Origin of the sequence: Anaeromyxobacter sp. Red801, from assembly GCF_049201065.2 — a bacterium.
In the GTDB taxonomy this organism is placed as follows: domain Bacteria; phylum Myxococcota; class Myxococcia; order Myxococcales; family Anaeromyxobacteraceae; genus Anaeromyxobacter.
In genome coordinates, this window is sequence record NZ_CM181236.1 from 924,652 (window position 1) to 942,165 (window position 17,514).

The window sequence follows — 17,514 nt, forward strand, 5'->3', positions numbered from 1 at the left end:
CTAGTGGACGTGGCCGTGCTGCGGGATCGCGCCGAACGCGGCGGCGAGGCGGACCTGGTAGGCGCCGCGCGAGACGACGCGCTCGCCGGGGGCGACGCCGGCGAGGATCTGGACGCGGTCGCGATCCCGGATGCCGGCGCGGACGGGGCGGCGCTCGAACCGCTCGCCCGAGACCTCGACGAAGACGACCTGCTCGCTGCCGTCGTCCACGATCGCGCTGGCGGGGACCGCGACCCCCTTCACCGGCTCGCCGGTGAGCACGTGCACGCGGGCGAACATCCCGACGCGGAGCTCGCGCCCGGGGTTGGGCACCTCGAGGACCAGCGGCGCGGTGCGGCTCTGGGGATCGATGACGCCGCCGAAGCCGACCACGCGGCCGCCGCGGTCCGGCGAGATCTCGAACGGACGGTCGTAGCCCTCCACCTCGAACCAGGCGCCGGAAGGCCTCCCGATGCGGCCGACGTCCGCCTCGGGCACCTGGACCTCGAGCCAGAGCCGGTCGAGGTCGACGACGTGGAACAGCTCGCGCCCCTCCTCGACGAAGGTGCCCGGCGACGCGCCGACCACCGCGAGCGTCCCGCTCACGGTGGAGCGGAGCGAGATGCGGGAGCCGGCGCCGCCCGCGGACGAGCCCTCGAAGCGCGCCTTGCGCGCGTCCGCGGCGGACGCCCGCGCCTCGGCCTCGGCGACGGCGCGGTGCGCCTCCAGGACGCGCCGCTCGGGGACGGCCTCCGCGCCCGCGAGCTCCTCGAGGCGCGCGAGATCCTTGCGGGCGAGCTCCAGGTCGAGGCGTGCCTGCGTGACCGCCAGCTGGAGCGACGCGGGATCGGCGTCGCCGCCGACCTTGGGCCCGAGCTCGGCCAGCACCTCGCCCGCCCGGACCTGCCGGCCGATGAAGGGGAACCCGCCACGCGCCGCGACGACGCGGCCCGAGACCGGCGCCGCGACGCGCGACTCGCCGTCGGGGCGCGCGCGGATCGACCCGTTCGCGAGCACCGAGGGCCGGAGCGCCGCCTCCTGCGCGGGCGCAGTGGCGAAGTCGGTCCGCCACTGCTGCTCCTTCAGGAACGGCACCAGCCCGGCGGGCTCGTCGGCCTCGCCGGCGGCGGCGGCCTCTGCCACCGAGCCGAACACCTGCACCTCGCCCAGGTCGTGCCGGTCCGACAGGGCGGCGGTCTGGATCGTGAGCACGAGGCGCCGCCTCGACGCGTGCGCGGGCTTCACGACCGGGCGGAAGATGCCCACCGGCGACGGGTCCGTCACCTCGAAGCGCTCGTCCGGCGCGCCACCGCCGGTGAGGAGCACCTCGACCCGGCCCGCCTCGAGCGGCTTGAACCGCTCGAGGTCGTTGAGGTGCGCGGCGAACCGGGACTCCTCGCCCCGCACGAGGGCGGGGAACTCGAGGAAGAGCTCGGTTCGCCCGGCGAAGTGGGTGATGGACGCGCCGGGGCGCTCGGCGGCGGCCCCGCGCGCCACGCCGCCGTGAGCGTGGCCGTGATCCTCGGGCGCCTCCGCGCCCTTGCAGGACGCGAGCGCGGCGGCGAGGGTGAGCGCGAGCAGGGAGCGGTTCATCGGGCGAGTCCTCCGGAGGCACGGTCGAGGTCGACGCGGGCGCGACGCGCGGCCGCTTGCAGGTCCACGAGCGCGAGGCTCGCCTCGAGGGTGGCGCGGTAGGCGTCCACGAGCTCGAGGACGCCGGCCTCTCCGCCGCGATAGGCGGCCTCCGCGGTGGCCGCGAGCGCGGACCCGTCCGCGTCGCCGCTCTGCGCGTAGCGGCCGGCCGCGGCCCCGAGCCGCGCCGCCTCGGCGTGGAGCCCGGACACCTCGGCGCGCGCGGCGTCGAGCGCGAGGGAGAGGCGGGACCGCGCGGACCGGGCGCGCGCGTGGCCGCGCAGGCGCGCGTCCTGGTCGCGGGAGAAAAGCGGCAGCGGGACGGTCAGCGCGGCGGCGAACCCCGTGTCGCGCCGGGCCCCGGCGCCGACCGTCTTGAGGCCGCCGCCCAGCTCGACCTCGGGCACGAGCCAGCGGCCGGCCGCGCGCGCCTCGAGCTCGCCCGCCTCCGCCTCCAGCGCGAGCGCCCGCAGGTCGGAGCGCTCCGCGACGCGCTCGAGCAGGGCGGGGAGCGCGGGCAGCTCCGAGGGGGCGAGCTCGCCGCGCAGCGCGAGCGACGCGGGAGCCGGCGCGCCGACCAGCGCGGCGAGCAGGGCTCGCGCCCGGGCGAGCGCGCCCTCCTCGACGTCGAGCCGGGCGAGCAGGGTGAGGCGCTCGCGCTCGACGCGCCGCCGGTCGTACACGGCGACGTCGCCGCTCGCCGCGCGCCGGCCCACCGCGGCCGCGACGGCCTCGAGCCGGGCGGCCGCCTCGCGAACGGCGGCGGCGCGCCTGCCCCGGGCGAGGACATCCACGAACGCCCGCCGGACGTCGGCCTCGACCGCGCTCCGGGTGAGCGCCGCGTCGGCGCGCGCGGCCTCGACGCGCTTCCCGGCCGCGTCGCCGCGGAGCCCTCGCCGGCCGGAGAGGTCGAAGCGCTGCGAGAGGATCGCCACGTCCTGCCGCTCGGTCTTCCCGTCGCCTCCGACCTGCTCGTGCGACCACGAGGCCTCGGGGTTCGGCCAGCGCCGCGCGGCGAGCTCGTCGGCGCGCGCGAGGTCCACCGTGGCGCGGAGCTGCTCGTCGAGCGCGGGGCGGGCGAGGGCCCTGCGCACGGCCTCGGCCTCGTCGAGGGACAGCGGCGCCGGCTCCTCCGCCGAGGCCCACGCCGGCGAGGCGAGCACCAGCAGCGCGGAGAGCCAACACCGAGCGACGGTCGGTCTTTCGTTCAAGCGAGCACCTCGCGGGCGAGCGGCGGTCCCGGGTCAGTGGGGAAGGTGGTCCAGGAGCGATTCCGTCCAGTGGTGGACGTGCGGGGCCAGCAGCCCGGCGGCGAGCAGGCCGGCGACGGCCGCCGCCCAGAGCGCGCGGCGGAGCCTCGGGGCGTCGGGGGGACGCTCGAGCAGCGACTCGACGCGCTCGGCGACGTCGCTGCCGCCGAACGCGAGCGCCGCCCCGGTCGCGGGCGACAGCGCCAGGGCGCGCTCCGCGGCGACGATGGTCTCGGCGACCAGCAGGCGATCACCGCAGGCGCGCGCGGCGACCTCGTCGCAGGCCTGCTCGCTCGCGAGCGCGAGGTCCGCCAGGAGCCGGCGCCGGACGCCCGGGAGGTGCGCGAGCGACACCAGGCGCGCGGCGGCCAGCCAGAGCGCGTCGCGGCGGTCGGCGTGGGCGCGCTCGTGCGCGACGACCACGCGGAGCTGCGGCGGCGTGAGGCGATCGAGGAGCGCGGTGGAGACGAGGACGCGAGGCCTGAACCAGCCGACCGTGAGGGCGAGCGGGGTCGAGGCGTCGATCGCGCCGACGCCGGGCGCGAGCTGGAACGAACGCAGGCGCGCGGCGCGCCGCGCGAGGAGCAGGGGGCGGGCCCCGCGCGCCAGCGCGGCCGCGACGGCGAGCCCGCCCAGCGCGAGGCCGATCGCCCCGGCGGCCGCCGGACCGCTCGCGGGCGGGTGGTGCACGCAGAGGTGGACGTGGCCGACGTGCGCCGGGCAGTGATCGACGGCGAGGCCGAGCGCCGCGCCCAGCGACGGCCAGAGGGTCAGGACGAGCAGCCCCGCGCCGGCCGCGGCGGGGAGCGCCGCCCAGGCGAGCAGCACGCGCGCGCGCACGGCCGGCGGTAGGAGGCGGGCACGGGCGGAGATTCCGGGGCTGAGCAGGGCGGCGGCCACCGCCGCGAGCAGCGCGAACCCCAGGACGACCACGCCCGCCAGGGCGGCCAGCCTGAGCAGGCCGGCGGTCATCGCGAGGCCTTCCTCTTGCGAGCGATGAGCTTCTCGAGCCGATCCAGGTTCGCCGTGTCGGTGCGCGCGGCGAGGTCCACGAACGCCTCGAGGAGGGGCGCGGCCTCGCCCTGGAGCAGCCGCCCGATGACGTCCTGGACGGCGCGTGCGCCGAGCTCTTCCCGGCTGTGGCGCGGCGAGTAGACGTACGCGTGGCTCACCTTCTCGCGCGCGAGCAGCCCCTTGCGGAAGAGGCGCTCCATCGTCGACTGGACGGTGTTCAGCGTGATGCCGCGGGCCGCCCCGATCGCGCGGTACACGGCCTTCACGTCGCATCGGCCGGCGGCCCAGAGGTGGTCCAGGACCGCCGTCTCGAGCTCGCCGAGTCTGGGGAGGGCGGGCACCGGGATCATCCAGGAGCGGACGTTCTCGCACGCCCGAAAACCGGTCGTCAATCGGTGTTCGGCCGACCACCTGCGAGGGGGCCCCGGCGTGGCGGGACCGGCACCGCGCCGGCCCCGCCAACCCGGCGCCGCGCTACGGGTTGCGGGCCGCGGCGCGCTCCACGGCCCCGATCTTGGTGACCGGGACGAAGCCCTGATCCGAGAGCGCCTTGGTCAGGTGCGCGGCGCAGCTCAGGACGGCGCCGCGGTTCCCGGCGGCGTCGCACCGCCCGAGGAGATCGGCGACGGTGCAGCCGTTCGTGAACAGCGTGTTCACGACGCCGGTGTCCTCCCCGCCGACGATCACCGTCGAGCGCAGGTCCGAGCCGAGGCACTGGTCCCCGGCGTCGTCGGCGACGCCGTCGAGGTCGCCGTCGGGGTACCAGCCGACGTCGCGCAGGAGCGGCCGGGTCATGTCGTACGGCAGGTCCACCGACAGCCGCAGGTCGGCGTTGATGGCGGGCTCCATGAGCTGGTTGGGCGAGGTGCTGGTGTCCCAGTGCGACACCGACGAGCCGGGCTGCACCGGGTTCGGCGTGTAGAGGAGCACCTGCCCGTCGCGATCGGCGCCGGCCATCACCGCGAGATCCAGGCCGAGCGTGACGTTGACGGTGCCCTGCGCCAGGGCGGCCTTGAGCGCGTTGCCGTCCGCCAGCGTGACGCGCACCGCCGGGATGACGATCGACGGGTCCGCCCCGCCGAGCCCGGCCGGCGGGCCGCCCGCGACGTTGTCGGCCACGATGACGGCGATCGCGCCGGCGTCCTGCGCGTTCTTCACCTTCACGGTGAAGCCGCAGGTGCCGCGATCGACGAGCGCGATCTTGCCCGTCACCCCCGCCGCGGCGTCGATGGCCGTGCACGCGTCGGTGGTGGAGGGGCCGGTCGCGTTCGAGGCGTCGGTCGCCAGGACCACGTCGCCGGTCGTCCCGGGGGAGCCGATGGGCGGGCCGAACGAGGCCGCGCCGACCTGGTAGTCCGCCGGAGCGGGGGCGTTCACGTGCAGCAGGGGCGTCCCCGCGCTCAGCACGGAGGGCGCGGCGAACGTGACGCGCGGGCCGTTCCAGACCACCTTCCGCGGGTTGACGGCGGACGCCTGCCGCTCGGCGTCGGTCATCTGGTCGCGGAACTTCCCGGTCGTGCCGTCGAAGTAGAACTTCGAGTACACGTCGCCGAAGCCCACGAGGTACGCGCCGGTGCTGACGTTCGCGAAGCTGGAGAAGCCGAGCCCGTGCGCGAACTCGTGCAGCAGCACGGTCACGAGGTTGATCTGGCTGGCGGTGTGCCCGGTGTCGAGGCCGTAGTACCAGCTCGTCCCGGTGAGGCACCCGACCTTGCCGATGTCGCTGTTGAAGCGGGCGCGGAGGTCGTCGGCGCTGGAGTTCGGGTCGCCCGGGGCGAGGTCGGCCGCCGCGAGCTTGTTGGCCAGGGCGACGTGGTACCAGGTGTTCTCGAACCCGGCGCCGGGGAAGTCGCGGAAGACCTGGATCGCGCCGGCCGAGCCGAGCGTGGCGGCGCTGGCGGTGCAGGCGAGCGGCACGAACGACGCCTGGATCCGGATCTCGACCGCGCTGTCGAGCGACGCCGCCCAGATCTCGGCGGCGCGCTGGAAGGCGATGAGGCGCTGCTGGCCCACCGTGGTGCCGGGGTTGCCGCCGACCGGGGTCGCCGGCGTCGGGTCGTTGAAGCCCACGCCGGGCGCGTTGACGTTCACGATCGTGATCTGGGCGGCGGGGAGGGCGGTGCCCGGGAGCGCGACCGCGAGCAGCGTGAGGAGGAGCGAGGATCGGCTGGCGCGCATGGTCACTTCTCCTCCAGCGGCGCGGCGGCCGGCGCTTCCGCCGGGGCGGCCTGGCCTTCCAGGAACGACCGGGCCTCGGCCGGCGTGCCCACGCACTCGGTGCGGACGCCCTCGGGCCCGACGCGGGCCAGCGACACGCTCTGGAAGCGGTCCTGCAGGTCCATGCCCACGGCGCCGTTCGGCAGGGCCACCTGGGTGAGGCCCTCGGACGACTGGCTCACGAGGGGCTCGAGGCCGCGGAGCAGCTCCTCCAGCTCGGCCTGGGTCGGCTGGCGGAGCGCGCGCGTCCGCGGATCGGTGGCGGCCTGGGCCGCCGCCGCGCCGGCTGCGTTCGGGTCCTGCGGTGCTTCCTTCGCGGCGTGCTGGGCCCGGGTCACCCCCGGCGCTCCGAGCAGCGCGGCCACGGCCATGACGAACGGTACGGTAGGGCGCATGTTTCCCCGCTGACTGGTGGTGAAGGTGAGGCGGTGTGGACGCTTCGTAAGAACGCGCGTCGCGCGACCGCAATGGGCAACGGCATCCCCGAAGGGTGGGGCGCGTGCACGCTCCGTGTTCATGCGCAGCGCGTCGTCGGGCGGGTGTCCCCTCCGCAGGGGACGCGCGTCCGTCCTGCTCGCAGCGCTCCGGTGCGGGGCAGGACCGGCGGCCGCATCGTTGCGGCATGGACAGTGCCCTCTGGCGCCCGGAGCTGCCGCCGTGGGAGGTCGTGTTCCGCGCGGCGTTCGTCTACCTGTTCGTCCAGCTCCTCTTCGCCTCGTCGGGCGGAAGGAGTTCGCGCGGTGGGGCGTCTCGGACATCGTGCTCCTGTTCCTCATCACCACCGCGGCGCGGAAGAGCATCGTCGCCGACGACGCGAGCCTCACCACCGCGGTCGTGGCGCTCACCACGCTCATCGGCCTCGACTGGCTGTTCTCGCTGCTCACCTCGCGCAGCCGGCGCGCGGCCGACCTGTTCGAGGGGCGGATCCGCCAGCTCGTCCGCGACGGTGCGCTCCAGCGCGACGTGATGCGGGCGACGCGGGTCTCCGAGGACGAGCTCCTCGCGCACGTGCGGCGGCTCGGGAAGGAGAGCCTCCGGGACGTGAAGGACGCCTTCCTGGAGCGATCGGGCAGCATCACGATCGTGCTCCGGGGAGGGGCGGGCCGCTGACGGGAGGTGCGCGGCCGCCCGGCCCGGCTCTCTCCCCTCGCGGGCAGCGCACTTGCCGGGCGGCCGCCCGGTCGCCAGCGTGCAGGCGCTCTCTCGAAGGAGACCGCATGCGCCGAGGACTGCTCGTCTCGCGAGGGTGGCCGCAGGCCGCGCTCCTCGTGATGGTGGTCGGCTTCGGGATCCTGGGCGTCCTCGCCTGGCGCACCTACACGGCCTCGCCCCCCATCCCCGGGAAGACCGTCGACCCGCGCGGCCGCGTGGTGTTCGACCGCGACGACATCCTCGCGGGCCAGGAGCTGTTCCTCACGCGCGGCCTGATGGACTACGGCTCGGTGCTCGGACACGGCGGCTACCTCGGTCCGGACTTCACCGCCGAGTACCTGCGGCGGTCGGCCCGCTTCGTGGCGGCGCGGAACGGCGAGTCGGAGCGGGAGGGCGGCCCGCGGACGTGGGCCGAGCTGCGCGAGAACCGCTACGACGCGTCCGCGGACGTGCTGGCGTTCACGGAGGGTCAGGCGGCGGCCTTCGAGCACGAGCGCGAGTCCCTGCGCGCGTTCTTCGCCCAGCCGAGCGCGAGGACCGGGCTCTCGCCGGGGCTCGTCTCGAGCCCCGAGGACCTCCGGCAGCTCACGGCGTTCTTCGCGTGGACCGCCTGGGCCGCCTCCACGCAGCGCCCCGGCGCCGACTACTCGTACACGAACAACTGGCCGCCCGAGCCGCTCGTCCTGAACCGCCCCACCGGCTCGATGGTGGTGTGGAGCGTGCTCTCGCTGGTGGCGCTGCTCGGCGGCACGGGGCTCCTCTTCGCCGCCTTCGGCCGCTGGCGGTTCCTCGGCTGGCAGGGGCGCGAGACCCGGACCCTCACGTTCCGCCGGCCCCAGGACGTGCCCCTCACGCCGGGCCAGCGCGTCACCGGGTGGTACTTCCTCGTGATGGCGCTGCTGTTCCTCGCCCAGACGCTGGTCGGCGGCGCGTCCCAGCACTACCGCGCGGAGCTGGAGGGCTTCTTCGGCATCGACCTGGCGGCGCTGCTCCCGTTCAACGTGGTCCGCACCTGGCACCTGCAGCTCGCCATCTTCTGGGTGGCGACGTCGTACCTCGCGGCCGGCATCTTCGTCGCGCCGATGATCGCCGGGCGCGAGCCGCGCGGGCAGCGGGCGCTCGCGTTCGCGCTGCTCGGGGCGCTCGCGGTGGTGGTGGTGGGCAGCCTGGTCGGCGAGCTGGCCGGGATCCACGGCTGGATCCGCGGCTACTGGCTCGGGAACCAGGGGTTCGAGTACCTGGAGCTCGGCCGGCTCTGGCAGGTGCTCCTCATCATCGGGCTGTTCGCCTGGGCGGCCATGCTCTACCGGACGCTGCGGCCGCGCCTCGTCCGCGAGCACCTCGGCAACATGCCGTGGCTCTTCTTCTTCGCCGCGCTGGCGATCCCGGCGTTCTACGCGGTGGGCCTGCTCGCCCACCCGCGCGCCCACTTCACCGTCACCGACTACTGGCGGTTCTGGGTCGTGCACCTGTGGGTCGAGGACTTCCTCGAGCTCTTCACCACCGCGATCGTCGCGTACCTGTTCGTCCTGCTCGGCGTGGTCGCGGAGCAGGCCGCGCTGCGGCTGGTCTACCTCGAGATCATCCTCTACTCGGTGGGCGGCGTGGTGGGGACGATGCACCACGTGTACTTCTCCGGCGAGCCGGCCGAGCACATGGCGCTCGGCGCGTTCTTCTCCGCCGCGGAGGTCATCCCGCTCACGTTCCTCACCGTCGAGGCCTGGAGCTTCCTGTCGCTCGCGAAGGCGCAGCAGCGCGAGGGCGCGGCGCCGTTCCCGCACCGGTGGGCGGTCATGTTCCTCGCGGCGGTGGGGTTCTGGAACTTCGTGGGCGCGGGGATCTTCGGCTTCCTCATCAACCTCCCGATCGTCTCCTACTACCAGGTCGGCACCGCGCTCACCGCGAACCACGGGCACGCCGCCATGATGGGCGTGTACGGCATGCTCGCGGTGGCGCTCGCGCTGTTCGCGATCCGGTACCTGGTCGCGCCGGAGCGCTGGTCCGACCGGCTCGCCAAGGTGAGCTTCTGGTCGCTCAACCTCGGGCTCGGCTGGATGGTGTTCGCGACGCTGTTCCCGGTCGGCGTGCTCCAGCTCTACCGGTCGGTGACGGTCGGGTACTTCGAGGCGCGGCAGCTCGAATACGTCACCGCCCGCCCGCTCACGCTGTTCGAGTGGTGGAGGCTCCCGGGCGACGCCCTCTTCATCGTGGGCGGCGTGCTGCCGCTCGTGGTGCTGTGCTGGAGAGGGATCCGCGCGGCGCCGCGGCCCGCCACCGCGCCCGGCGGGGAGAGCCCGCTGTTCAGCGACGTGGACGGACCCGGCGCGGCGGCCGAGGGCGCCTCCGGGGGCCACGCGGCGCCGCGCAGGCTGTGAGCGGGCCGGGCGCCCGTGCTGCGGGCGGGCGGCCGCAGCGGTCGAGGGCGGTCCACGTGCACACCTTTCGCCTGATGCCGGTCTGGGCGTGGGCGGGGACGTGGGGGCTGGTCGCCGGCTCCGCGCTCGTGGTCGGGGCGGTCGCCGGCTTCTACGCCCGCGTCCCGCAGCGCGTCATCGCGGTCGTCATGGCGTTCGGGGCGGGGGTGCTCATCTCGGCGCTGTCGTTCGACCTCATGGACGAGGCGTACCGCCGCGGCGGCTTCGACTCGACGGCGATCGGGTTCGTGGCCGGGGCGGTGGTGTACACGGCGCTCACGACGGTGCTCTCCCGCCGCGGGGCGAAGCACCGCAAGCGATCCGGACCCGGGAAGCAGCCGTCCGAGTCCGAGCGGTCCGGGAGCGGCCTCGCGATCGCGCTCGGCGCGCTGCTCGACGGGATCCCCGAGTCGATCGTCATCGGCCTCTCCCTGATCGGCGGCGGGGCGGTCAGCTGGGTGGCGGTCATCGCGATCTTCGTGTCGAACGTGCCCGAGGGGCTCTCGAGCGCCGCCGGGATGCGGCACGCCGGCCGGACGCCCGCCTACGTCTTCGGCGTGTGGACGGGGATCGCGGTCGCCTCCGCCATCGCCGCCCTGCTCGGCTTCACCGTGTTCCGGGCCTTCCCGCCGGACGTGATCGCCGCGACCACCGCGACGGCCGCCGGCGCGATCCTCGCGATGCTCGCCGACACCATGATCCCCGAGGCGTTCGAGAACGCGCACGACGTCGCCGGGCTCGTCACCGTGGTCGGGTTCCTGGGCGCGTTCGTGCTCACGAAGCTGGGAGGGTGACGCGACGGCGGCGGCCCCGGGCCCTCGTCACGTCGGGCTCCACCGCCGCGCAGCGTGGCCGCGCACATGCGGTCGATGCGATGGTGATGGGTCGTCAGCGACTTCTCGGCTCAGGGCGGACTGAATCGCTGCTTCTGGATCTGCAGGGCTCGGATCTTCGAGTCCAGCGTCTGTCGAGGAATGCCAAGCCTGGCCGCGGCTCCTGACGGACCTGCAACTCGCCCCCCGGAAGCGACCAGCGCGGACTCGATCATCTCTCGCTCGCGCTCGGCGAGCGTGCCGACGAGAGAGACCGTCGGCCCGCGGTGCGCAGTCGTCTGCCTCTTCAGCCACGACGCGTCCACGACGAACGTCTCCCCGTCACAGAGGATCACGGCCCGCTCGACGACGTTCTGAAGCTCCCGGACGTTGCCGGGCCACTCATAGGCGCGGAACAGCTCCAGCGTCTCCTTGCTGATCCTCGTGATCCTCTTGCCCGATCTCCTGGCGTAGCGCTCGATCAGATACTCGGCGAGCAGGGGGAGGTCGTCCTGGCGTTCGCGTAGCGGAGGCACCTGGAGCGGGAAGACGTTGATTCGATAGAACAGGTCCTGCCGGAACGATCCGGAAGCAACGGCTTCGTTCAGATCGCGATTCGTCGCGGCGAGTACCCTGACGTCCACGGGGACGGGCCGATTGCTGCCGATGCGCTCGATCTCCCGCTCCTGGAGCACTCGCAGCAGCGCGACCTGCGCCTCAACCGTGAGCTCGCCGATCTCGTCGAGGAAGAGGGTGCCACCGTTCGCGGCCTCGAAGCGTCCCAGCCGCCGCTGCACCGCGCCCGTGAAGGCACCCCGCTCGTGCCCGAACAGCTCCGAGGTGACCAGCGATGGTGGAATCGCTCCACAATTGACGCGGATGAAGGCTCGCGCGGCGCGGCGGGACTGCTTGTGAATCGCCCGAGCGATCAGCTCCTTGCCCGTTCCTGTCTCGCCCAGGATCAGCACCGTGGAGTCGGTTCGGGCCACGCGCGCCACCTGCGCCAGTACCCGCCGAAGCCCCTCGGAGCTGCCGACGACCTCCTCGAACATCGACGACCGGTCGATCTCCTCGCGGAGCGCGAAATTCTCGTTCCGCGCACGGTCTTCGGCCTGCTTGCGTTCCTCGATGTCCGTTCCGGTCGCATACCAGCGAAGCACGTGTCCAGCGACATCGCAGACCGGGCGGTAACGGATCAGGAACCAGCGGTATTGCCCGTCCCTCCGCCGGATGCGCTGCTCGTTCTCGAAGGGCACGTCGCCGGTGAGCGCCTTCTGGCGCTCCTCGCGGACGCTCGCGACGTCCTCCGGATGAAAGACCCTGGCGCGAAAGTGCGGCGCCATCACCTCCGCGCGGGTGAGGCCGGTGTAAGCGAGCAGCTCGTGATTCGCGTAGAGCGTGCTCCCCTCCGGATCCAGCACCGCGATGGTATGGGGAATGGCATCGACGATCTCACGCAGCTCCCTCTCGTCCTGCCTGAGCTTCTCGAAGGCCGTCGTGAGCGCCGCCTGCGCGCGTTCCCCCTCGATGGCGACGATGGCCACGTGCACGGCGCCCTCGATCAAGCGGAGATCGTTCTCCGTCGGCCGCCGCGGGGTCGAATAGTACATCGCGAAGGTGCCGAGGACCTCGTTCTCCCTCGAGAGGAGCGGCTCGGACCATGCAGCGCGCAGTCCCTGCTTCAGCGCGAGATCCCGATAGCCCGCCACCTCCCAGAGTGGGTCGCTGGCGATGTCCGGGACGATCACGCGCTGCTTCGTGAACGCGGCCGCACCGCACGACCCCATGCTGGGCCCAATCATCAGCGGGCTGATGGCCTGCGCCCAGCCGGTCGGCACCCTGGGCCCGGCGGCTGGCCACAGCCGGGTCCCGTCGGGATCCATCAGCAGAACGCTCGAGATCACGCCCGGAGCCTGGCCATCGATCGTGGCACACAGCTCCTCGAGAATGGCGGTCAGGCTGGCCCCGCTCGTGATCAGCTTCAGGGTCCGCCGCTCTGCCGCCAGCAGCGCCTCCGCCGCCTTCTCGCGCGCCACACCCGGGCCGCTCTCCATTCGCCCTCCTCGACGGGAGGGTGTCTCCGCTCCCGCACGCCGGTCCTACCCCCCGAAACGGCCCGCGCTGCGCTTGAACGGGTGCCGCAGGCTACCCGACTCTCCTGGGGGCTGCCCGGGGGCAGCGGAGACCACGCTGCCGTGCCGCCGCACGGCAGTGGGCGACCGGACGGCACGCGCACTCAGCGTCATGCGGGCGATCACCGTTCCGAGGCTTCAGAAGCGCCTGCTGATTCCTCGTCATCGATGCTCGTCCGTGCATCGCGTGCGGACTCCAGTCGACCGGCCGCGAATGACGACGGGGGGCCAGATTCGAATGCCTGATCGCCGATGGGCGTCGAATTGGCGCGTGACGTGCTAGCTCGATGCGCGGACGTGAACCCTTGGCGAATCGAGAGGAGCAATTCTATGAGCGACTTCGGCCTACGGAGCAGGACGGTTCTTGGAGGCGCAGGCGCGGCGAAGGTCTCGTGGAGGGCCGGCCTGCGCGGAGTGGTGCTCGCCGCATTCTCGCTCCTGGCCTGGATTGCCCTTCCAGAGGCCGCGCGGGCGAGCGAAGGCGCCCGGCCCACGACGAACGGCGCGGACACGAACAAGCCAGTCGTCGTATTGGTGCACGGCGCATGGGCGGATGGGGGCTCCTGGTCGAAGGTCATCAGCCGGCTCCAGGCGGACGGCTACACGGTGGTCGCGCCCGCCATCCGGATGGCGTCGCTGAGTGATGACATCGCCGCGACGCGAAAGTTCATCACCGATCTCCACGCGCCGGTGCTGCTGGTCGGCCATTCGTACGGCGGCGCGGTGATCACGGGTGCCGCGAGCGGTCTGACGTTCGTGAAGGGGCTGGTCTTCCTGGCAGCCTTCGCGCCTGACACGGGGGAGAGCGTGCTGGCGCTGATCGCGCAGTTCGACAGCCAGTTCGGCCCGTCCCGCGTCGGCCCCGTTCTGCGCCCAGACGGTCCGCTCGACAATCCCCAGACGCTGATCTATCTCGACCGCGCCCAGTTCGGCGACGTGTTCGCGCAGGACGTCGATCGCGAGCGCGCCGCGGTGCTCGCCGCGGCGCAGCGCCCGGCGTCGGCCGCCAGCTTCGGAGAGCCGCTGCAGGTGACACCCGCCTGGCGGCAGATTCGCTCCTGGTACCAGGTCTCGACGCAGGACCGCGTGATCCAGCCCGATGGCGAGCGCTCGCTGGCGCATCGCATCGGCGCCGAGACGATTGAGGTGGACTCCAGCCACGCCTCTCCCGTCGCCCACCCGGAGGTGATCGCCCGGATCATCGAGAAGGCCGCGCAGAACTCGAACTGACCGAGGCGAGGGAGCGCGGCCGGTGCCGGCGCGGACGATATCGAGCGGACGGAGCTGAAGGCGCGCGTGGAGGCGCTGCTCGGCGCGCCGGCGGCCGTGGCTCCGCTGGCGTGAGGCGGCGCGCCGGGCGAGTCCCGAACGGCGGTTGAACCTCGGGTGCGCCGCGCCTACTTGTCACGCGCAGAGCGCGAGGCATGACGAGGCGACGGCATGGCGACGACGGCGCGCCAGATCCTGCGGACCTACGTCGTCCTGACGCTGCTCTCGACGTTCGCGTCCTCCTTCATCTGGGGAATCAACACGCTCTTCCTGCTGGACGCGGGCCTCTCGGTGGCGCAGGCGTTCGCCGCGAACGCGTTCTTCACGGTGGGAGAGGTGCTCTTCGAGGTGCCGACCGGCGTGGTCGCCGACACGATGGGGCGGCGGGTGTCGTACCTGCTCGGCGCAGCCACGCTGTTCTTCGGGACGCTCCTCTACCTCGCGATGTGGCGCGTCCACGGTCCGTTCTGGGGCTGGGCGGGGGCGTCGATCCTGCTCGGGCTCGGGTTCACGTTCTTCTCCGGTGCGACCGAGGCGTGGCTGGTGGACGGCCTGAGCGCCACCCGCTACCAGGGCACGGTGGACGCGGCGCTGGCGCGGGGCAAGATGGCGGAGGGCGCCGGGATGCTCGTCGGCACCATCCTCGGCGGCGTCGTCGCGCAGGCGACGAACCTCGGCGTGCCCTACGCGCTGAGGGCCGCGGCGCTCGCCCTGACCTTCGCCATCGCGCTCGCGTCGATGCACGACGTCGGCTTCACGCCCCGGCGAGGCGCGTCGGTCGTCGCTGAGGTTCGCGGCGTGCTGCGCGCCTCGCTCCACCACGGCCTGGGACACCGGCCCGTGCGCTGGGTCATGCTGGGCGGGCTGCTGGGCGGTGGCGTCCCCATCTTCGGCTTCTACGCCATGCAGCCGTACCTGTTGCAGCTCCGCGGGGAGGGCGGGTCCTACGCCGTCGCGGGGCTCGCCGCCGCGCTGGTGGCGCTGGCGCAGATCTCGGGCGCCTACGTCGTGCCGTGGGCGTCGAGGCGCCTCCGCCGGCGCACGACGATCCTGCTCTTCACGACGGGGGCGAGCGCGGCCTGTCTCGCGGGCATCGGGCTCTTCCCGCGGTTCTGGGTGGTGCTGGCCCTGCTCGCGGGCTGGGCGATCGTCTTCGCGATGGCGATCCCCATCCGGCAAGCGTACCTGAACTCCCTCATCCCGTCCGCCGAGCGCGCGACGGTCCTGTCCTTCGACAACCTGCTGACCTCGGCGGGCGGCGCGATCGCCCAGCCGGCGCTCGGCAAGATCGCGGACGTGTGGAGCTATCCCATCTCCTACGTCGCCGGGGCCGCCGTCGAGCTCGCGGTCGTCCCGTTCCTGGTGCTCGCGCGGCGCGAGCGCGCGCCGTCGGACCGGATCGACGCCCGGGAGGTCACCCCCGCTCCGCGCGCAGGCCCGGCGGCACGAGGAGCTGCTCGGCCAGATCGAACAGCCCCTGCACGCCGAGCGCGAGGAGCGCCGCGGGGACCGCGCCCTCGAGGATGAGCGGCACCGACAGCAGCCGGATGCCGGTGAGGATGGGCTGGCCGTACCCGCCCGCCCCGACGAGCGCGCCGAGCGTCGCGGTGCCGACCGTGATGACCGCGGAGGTCTTCACGCCGGCCAGGATGGCGGGGGTGGCGAGGGGCAGCTCGACGAGCCGGAGGCGGGCGAGCGGGGGGAGCCCGAGGGCCTCGGCCGACTCCCGCAGCTCCGGGGCCAGCCCGGTGAGCCCGGCGTGCGTGTTCCGCACGATCGGCAGGAGCCCGTAGAGGAACAGCGCGGCGATGGCCGGGCGCGCCCCGATCCCGAGGAGCGGGATCATGAAGACGAGGAGCGCGAGCGACGGGACGGTCTGCACCACCCCCACGAGCGCGAGGACGAGCCGGCCGAGCCGCGGCCGGCGCGCGGCCAGGATCCCGAGGGGCACCGCGACCAGGATCGCGCCGGTGAGCGCGACGGCCACCAGCACGAGGTGCTCGAGCGTGCGATCGGCGACGCGGCGCGCGAGCCCGTCCCTGGCGGCGGGCGCCTGCGCGAGCCCGAGCCCTCGCGCCACGAACGCCGCCGCCACCTCGCCGGGGTCGGCGTGCTCCAGCTGCACGCGCGCGTTCATGGCGGTCATCTCTCCCGCGGTGATGGCGCCCGCGAGCCGGCGGATGGCCGCGACGGCCGCAGGGGCGCGCGCGTCGAGATCCAGCCGCTGGAGGATCACCGCGTCGTAGCGCGGGAACGCCCGCCGGTCGTCGTCCAGCACGACCAGGTCGAGCTGGGCGATCTGGGCATCCGTCGAGTACAGGTCCACCACGTCCAGCGCGCCCTCCGCCAGCGCGCGATAGGCGAGGTCGTGGTCGAGCCCGCGGACCGAGGACGCCGAGAGGGCGTAGCGCGACCGGAGCGCGGGCCAGCCGTCGGCCCGGTCCACGAACTCGTTCGTGAAGCCGAACCGGAGCCCGGGATGACGGAGCAGGTCCGAGATGGCCCGGATGCCGAGCCGCTCGGCGGCCGCGCGCCGCATCCCGAGCGCGTACGTGTTCTCGAAGCCGAGCACGGCCGCGACGCCGACCCCGCGCGCCGCCAGCGCGCGCCGGAGGGCGGCGTCGTCGTCGATCCGCTCACCGGCCAGGATCTCCCGGACGAGGGTGCCGGTGTACTCGGGGTAGACGTCGATCTCGCCCTGCGTCAGTGCCTCCCACACCACGCGCGTCCCGCCGAGCGCCCGGCGGTGGACGGCGGCCGTCCCCGAGGACGCGGCGACCCGCGCGACGATCTCGCCGAGGACGTCCGACTCGGTGAACGCCTTCGAGCCGACCTCGACCGCGGGCGCCGCCAGGGCGGCGAGCGCGAGGGCCGCCGCGAGCGTCACCGCGCCTCCGGGAGGACGAGGGTCCGGTGCGCGCCGACGAACCGGGCCACGAAGGGATCGGTGGGGTTGCGGGCGAGATCCTCGAGCGTCCCGGCCTGGACCACCTGGCCGTCCCGCAGCAGCACCAGCCGGTCCGCGAGGAAGGCCGCCTCGGCGAGATCGTGGGTGACCAGGACCACCGTCTTCGACACCGCGCGGAAGGCGGTCCGCAGGTCCTCCTGGAGGCCGGCCCGCGTGATGGGATCGAGCGCGCCGAGCGGCTCGTCGAGGACCAGGAGCTCGGGATCGAGCATCAGCGCCCGGATGAGGCTGACACGCTGCGCCTGCCCGCTCGAGAGGGCGCCCGGGTGGCGCTCCAGCGCGTCGGCCGGGAGGCGGGCCAGCGCAGCGAGCTCCGCGAGCCGCGCCCGCACGCGCTCCGCGGGCCAGCCCAGGTGGCGCGCGACGAGGGCAGTGTTCGCGGCGGCGGTCAGGTGCGGGAAGAGGCCGCCGCCCTGCACGACGTAGCCGATCCCCCTGCGCGCCGCGTGGTCCGCGGGCCCGATCGGCGCGCCGAGGAAGCGGACCTCGCCGTCGTCGGGGCGGAGGAGCCCGAGCGCCATGCGCAGGAGGGTGGACTTGCCGGCGCCGCTCGGTCCGAGGAGCGCCACGGCCTCTCCACGGCTCACGGTGAGCGACACCGGCCCGATGGCCGCCGGCCCGCGGAAGCGCTTCGTGACCTGGTGCAGCTCGAGGACGGGCTGGGCCATTCGCTCG

14 protein-coding genes are annotated in these 17,514 nt (G+C 74.0%); 5 read left to right on the forward strand and 9 right to left on the reverse strand.

Annotation, left to right across the window (positions count from 1 at the left end):
• From ACOQFB_RS04270 to ACOQFB_RS04295, 6 genes are all read right to left on the reverse strand, one after another.
• Nucleotides 1-1,572: an efflux RND transporter periplasmic adaptor subunit gene (locus tag ACOQFB_RS04270; protein ID WP_421608743.1), complete on the reverse strand. Its 1,572-nt coding sequence runs from the start codon at nt 1,570-1,572 to the stop codon at nt 1-3.
• Nucleotides 1,569-2,774: a TolC family protein gene (locus ACOQFB_RS04275; RefSeq protein WP_494492467.1), complete on the reverse strand. Its 1,206-nt coding sequence runs from the start codon at nt 2,772-2,774 to the stop codon at nt 1,569-1,571. Before ACOQFB_RS04275 ends, ACOQFB_RS04270 begins: the two co-directional genes overlap by 4 nt.
• Nucleotides 2,775-2,855: 81 nt before the next feature.
• Nucleotides 2,856-3,833, reverse strand: a complete 978-nt coding sequence (locus ACOQFB_RS04280) for a M56 family metallopeptidase (RefSeq protein ID WP_421608745.1) — start codon at nt 3,831-3,833, stop codon at nt 2,856-2,858.
• On the reverse strand, nt 3,830-4,225 hold the full coding sequence (locus ACOQFB_RS04285) for a BlaI/MecI/CopY family transcriptional regulator (RefSeq protein WP_421608746.1): 396 nt from the start codon (nt 4,223-4,225) through the stop codon (nt 3,830-3,832). The genes ACOQFB_RS04280 and ACOQFB_RS04285 overlap by 4 nt, the downstream gene beginning before the upstream one ends.
• Nucleotides 4,226-4,349: 124 nt before the next feature.
• Complete coding sequence (locus ACOQFB_RS04290; RefSeq protein ID WP_421608747.1) at nt 4,350-6,053, reverse strand: PA domain-containing protein; 1,704 nt, start codon at nt 6,051-6,053, stop codon at nt 4,350-4,352.
• Nucleotides 6,054-6,055: 2 nt separating this feature from the next.
• The gene (locus ACOQFB_RS04295) at nt 6,056-6,463 is read right to left on the reverse strand and encodes a post-PEP-CTERM-1 domain-containing protein (protein WP_237757779.1); all 408 of its coding nucleotides are present in this window, start codon (nt 6,461-6,463) and stop codon (nt 6,056-6,058) included.
• 388 nt (nt 6,464-6,851) lie between these two features.
• On the opposite strand from ACOQFB_RS04295, the gene ACOQFB_RS04300 reads away from it, so the two are divergent.
• The 3 genes from ACOQFB_RS04300 (at nt 6,852) to ACOQFB_RS04310 (ending at nt 10,452) form a co-directional block, all read left to right on the forward strand.
• Nucleotides 6,852-7,202, forward strand: a complete 351-nt coding sequence (locus ACOQFB_RS04300) for a YetF domain-containing protein (protein WP_494492468.1) — start codon at nt 6,852-6,854, stop codon at nt 7,200-7,202.
• Nucleotides 7,203-7,309: 107 nt separating this feature from the next.
• Nucleotides 7,310-9,619 carry a nitric-oxide reductase large subunit gene (locus ACOQFB_RS04305; protein WP_421608749.1) on the forward strand — a complete coding sequence of 770 codons (2,310 nt, stop codon included), beginning with the start codon at nt 7,310-7,312 and terminating at the stop codon, nt 9,617-9,619.
• A 74-nt stretch (nt 9,620-9,693) separates the two neighbouring features.
• Entirely contained in the window at nt 9,694-10,452 is a 759-nt protein-coding gene (locus tag ACOQFB_RS04310) for a ZIP family metal transporter (protein ID WP_059435855.1), read from the forward strand.
• Nucleotides 10,453-10,562: 110 nt separating this feature from the next.
• Here ACOQFB_RS04310 and ACOQFB_RS04315 read toward each other — a convergent pair whose 3' ends face one another.
• Complete coding sequence (locus ACOQFB_RS04315) at nt 10,563-12,524, reverse strand: sigma-54-dependent Fis family transcriptional regulator (RefSeq protein WP_421608750.1); 1,962 nt, start codon at nt 12,522-12,524, stop codon at nt 10,563-10,565.
• A 408-nt stretch (nt 12,525-12,932) separates the two neighbouring features.
• Between ACOQFB_RS04315 and ACOQFB_RS04320 the strand changes: the two genes are divergently transcribed.
• Both ACOQFB_RS04320 and ACOQFB_RS04325 read left to right on the forward strand, forming a co-directional pair.
• A complete protein-coding gene (locus tag ACOQFB_RS04320; protein ID WP_421608751.1) occupies nt 12,933-13,832 on the forward strand; it encodes an alpha/beta fold hydrolase in 900 nt (299 codons plus the stop codon).
• 210 nt (nt 13,833-14,042) lie between these two features.
• Nucleotides 14,043-15,398: an MFS transporter gene (locus ACOQFB_RS04325; protein ID WP_421608752.1), complete on the forward strand. Its 1,356-nt coding sequence runs from the start codon at nt 14,043-14,045 to the stop codon at nt 15,396-15,398.
• Here ACOQFB_RS04325 and ACOQFB_RS04330 read toward each other — a convergent pair.
• Nucleotides 15,286-16,758 carry a glycine betaine ABC transporter substrate-binding protein gene (locus tag ACOQFB_RS04330; RefSeq protein WP_421608753.1) on the reverse strand — a complete coding sequence of 491 codons (1,473 nt, stop codon included), beginning with the start codon at nt 16,756-16,758 and terminating at the stop codon, nt 15,286-15,288. The two genes, ACOQFB_RS04325 and ACOQFB_RS04330, sit on opposite strands and share 113 nt — an antisense overlap.
• A complete protein-coding gene (locus ACOQFB_RS04335; RefSeq protein WP_059435852.1) occupies nt 16,755-17,507 on the reverse strand; it encodes an ATP-binding cassette domain-containing protein in 753 nt (250 codons plus the stop codon). Before ACOQFB_RS04335 ends, ACOQFB_RS04330 begins: the two co-directional genes overlap by 4 nt.
• Nucleotides 17,508-17,514 lie beyond the last annotated feature (7 nt).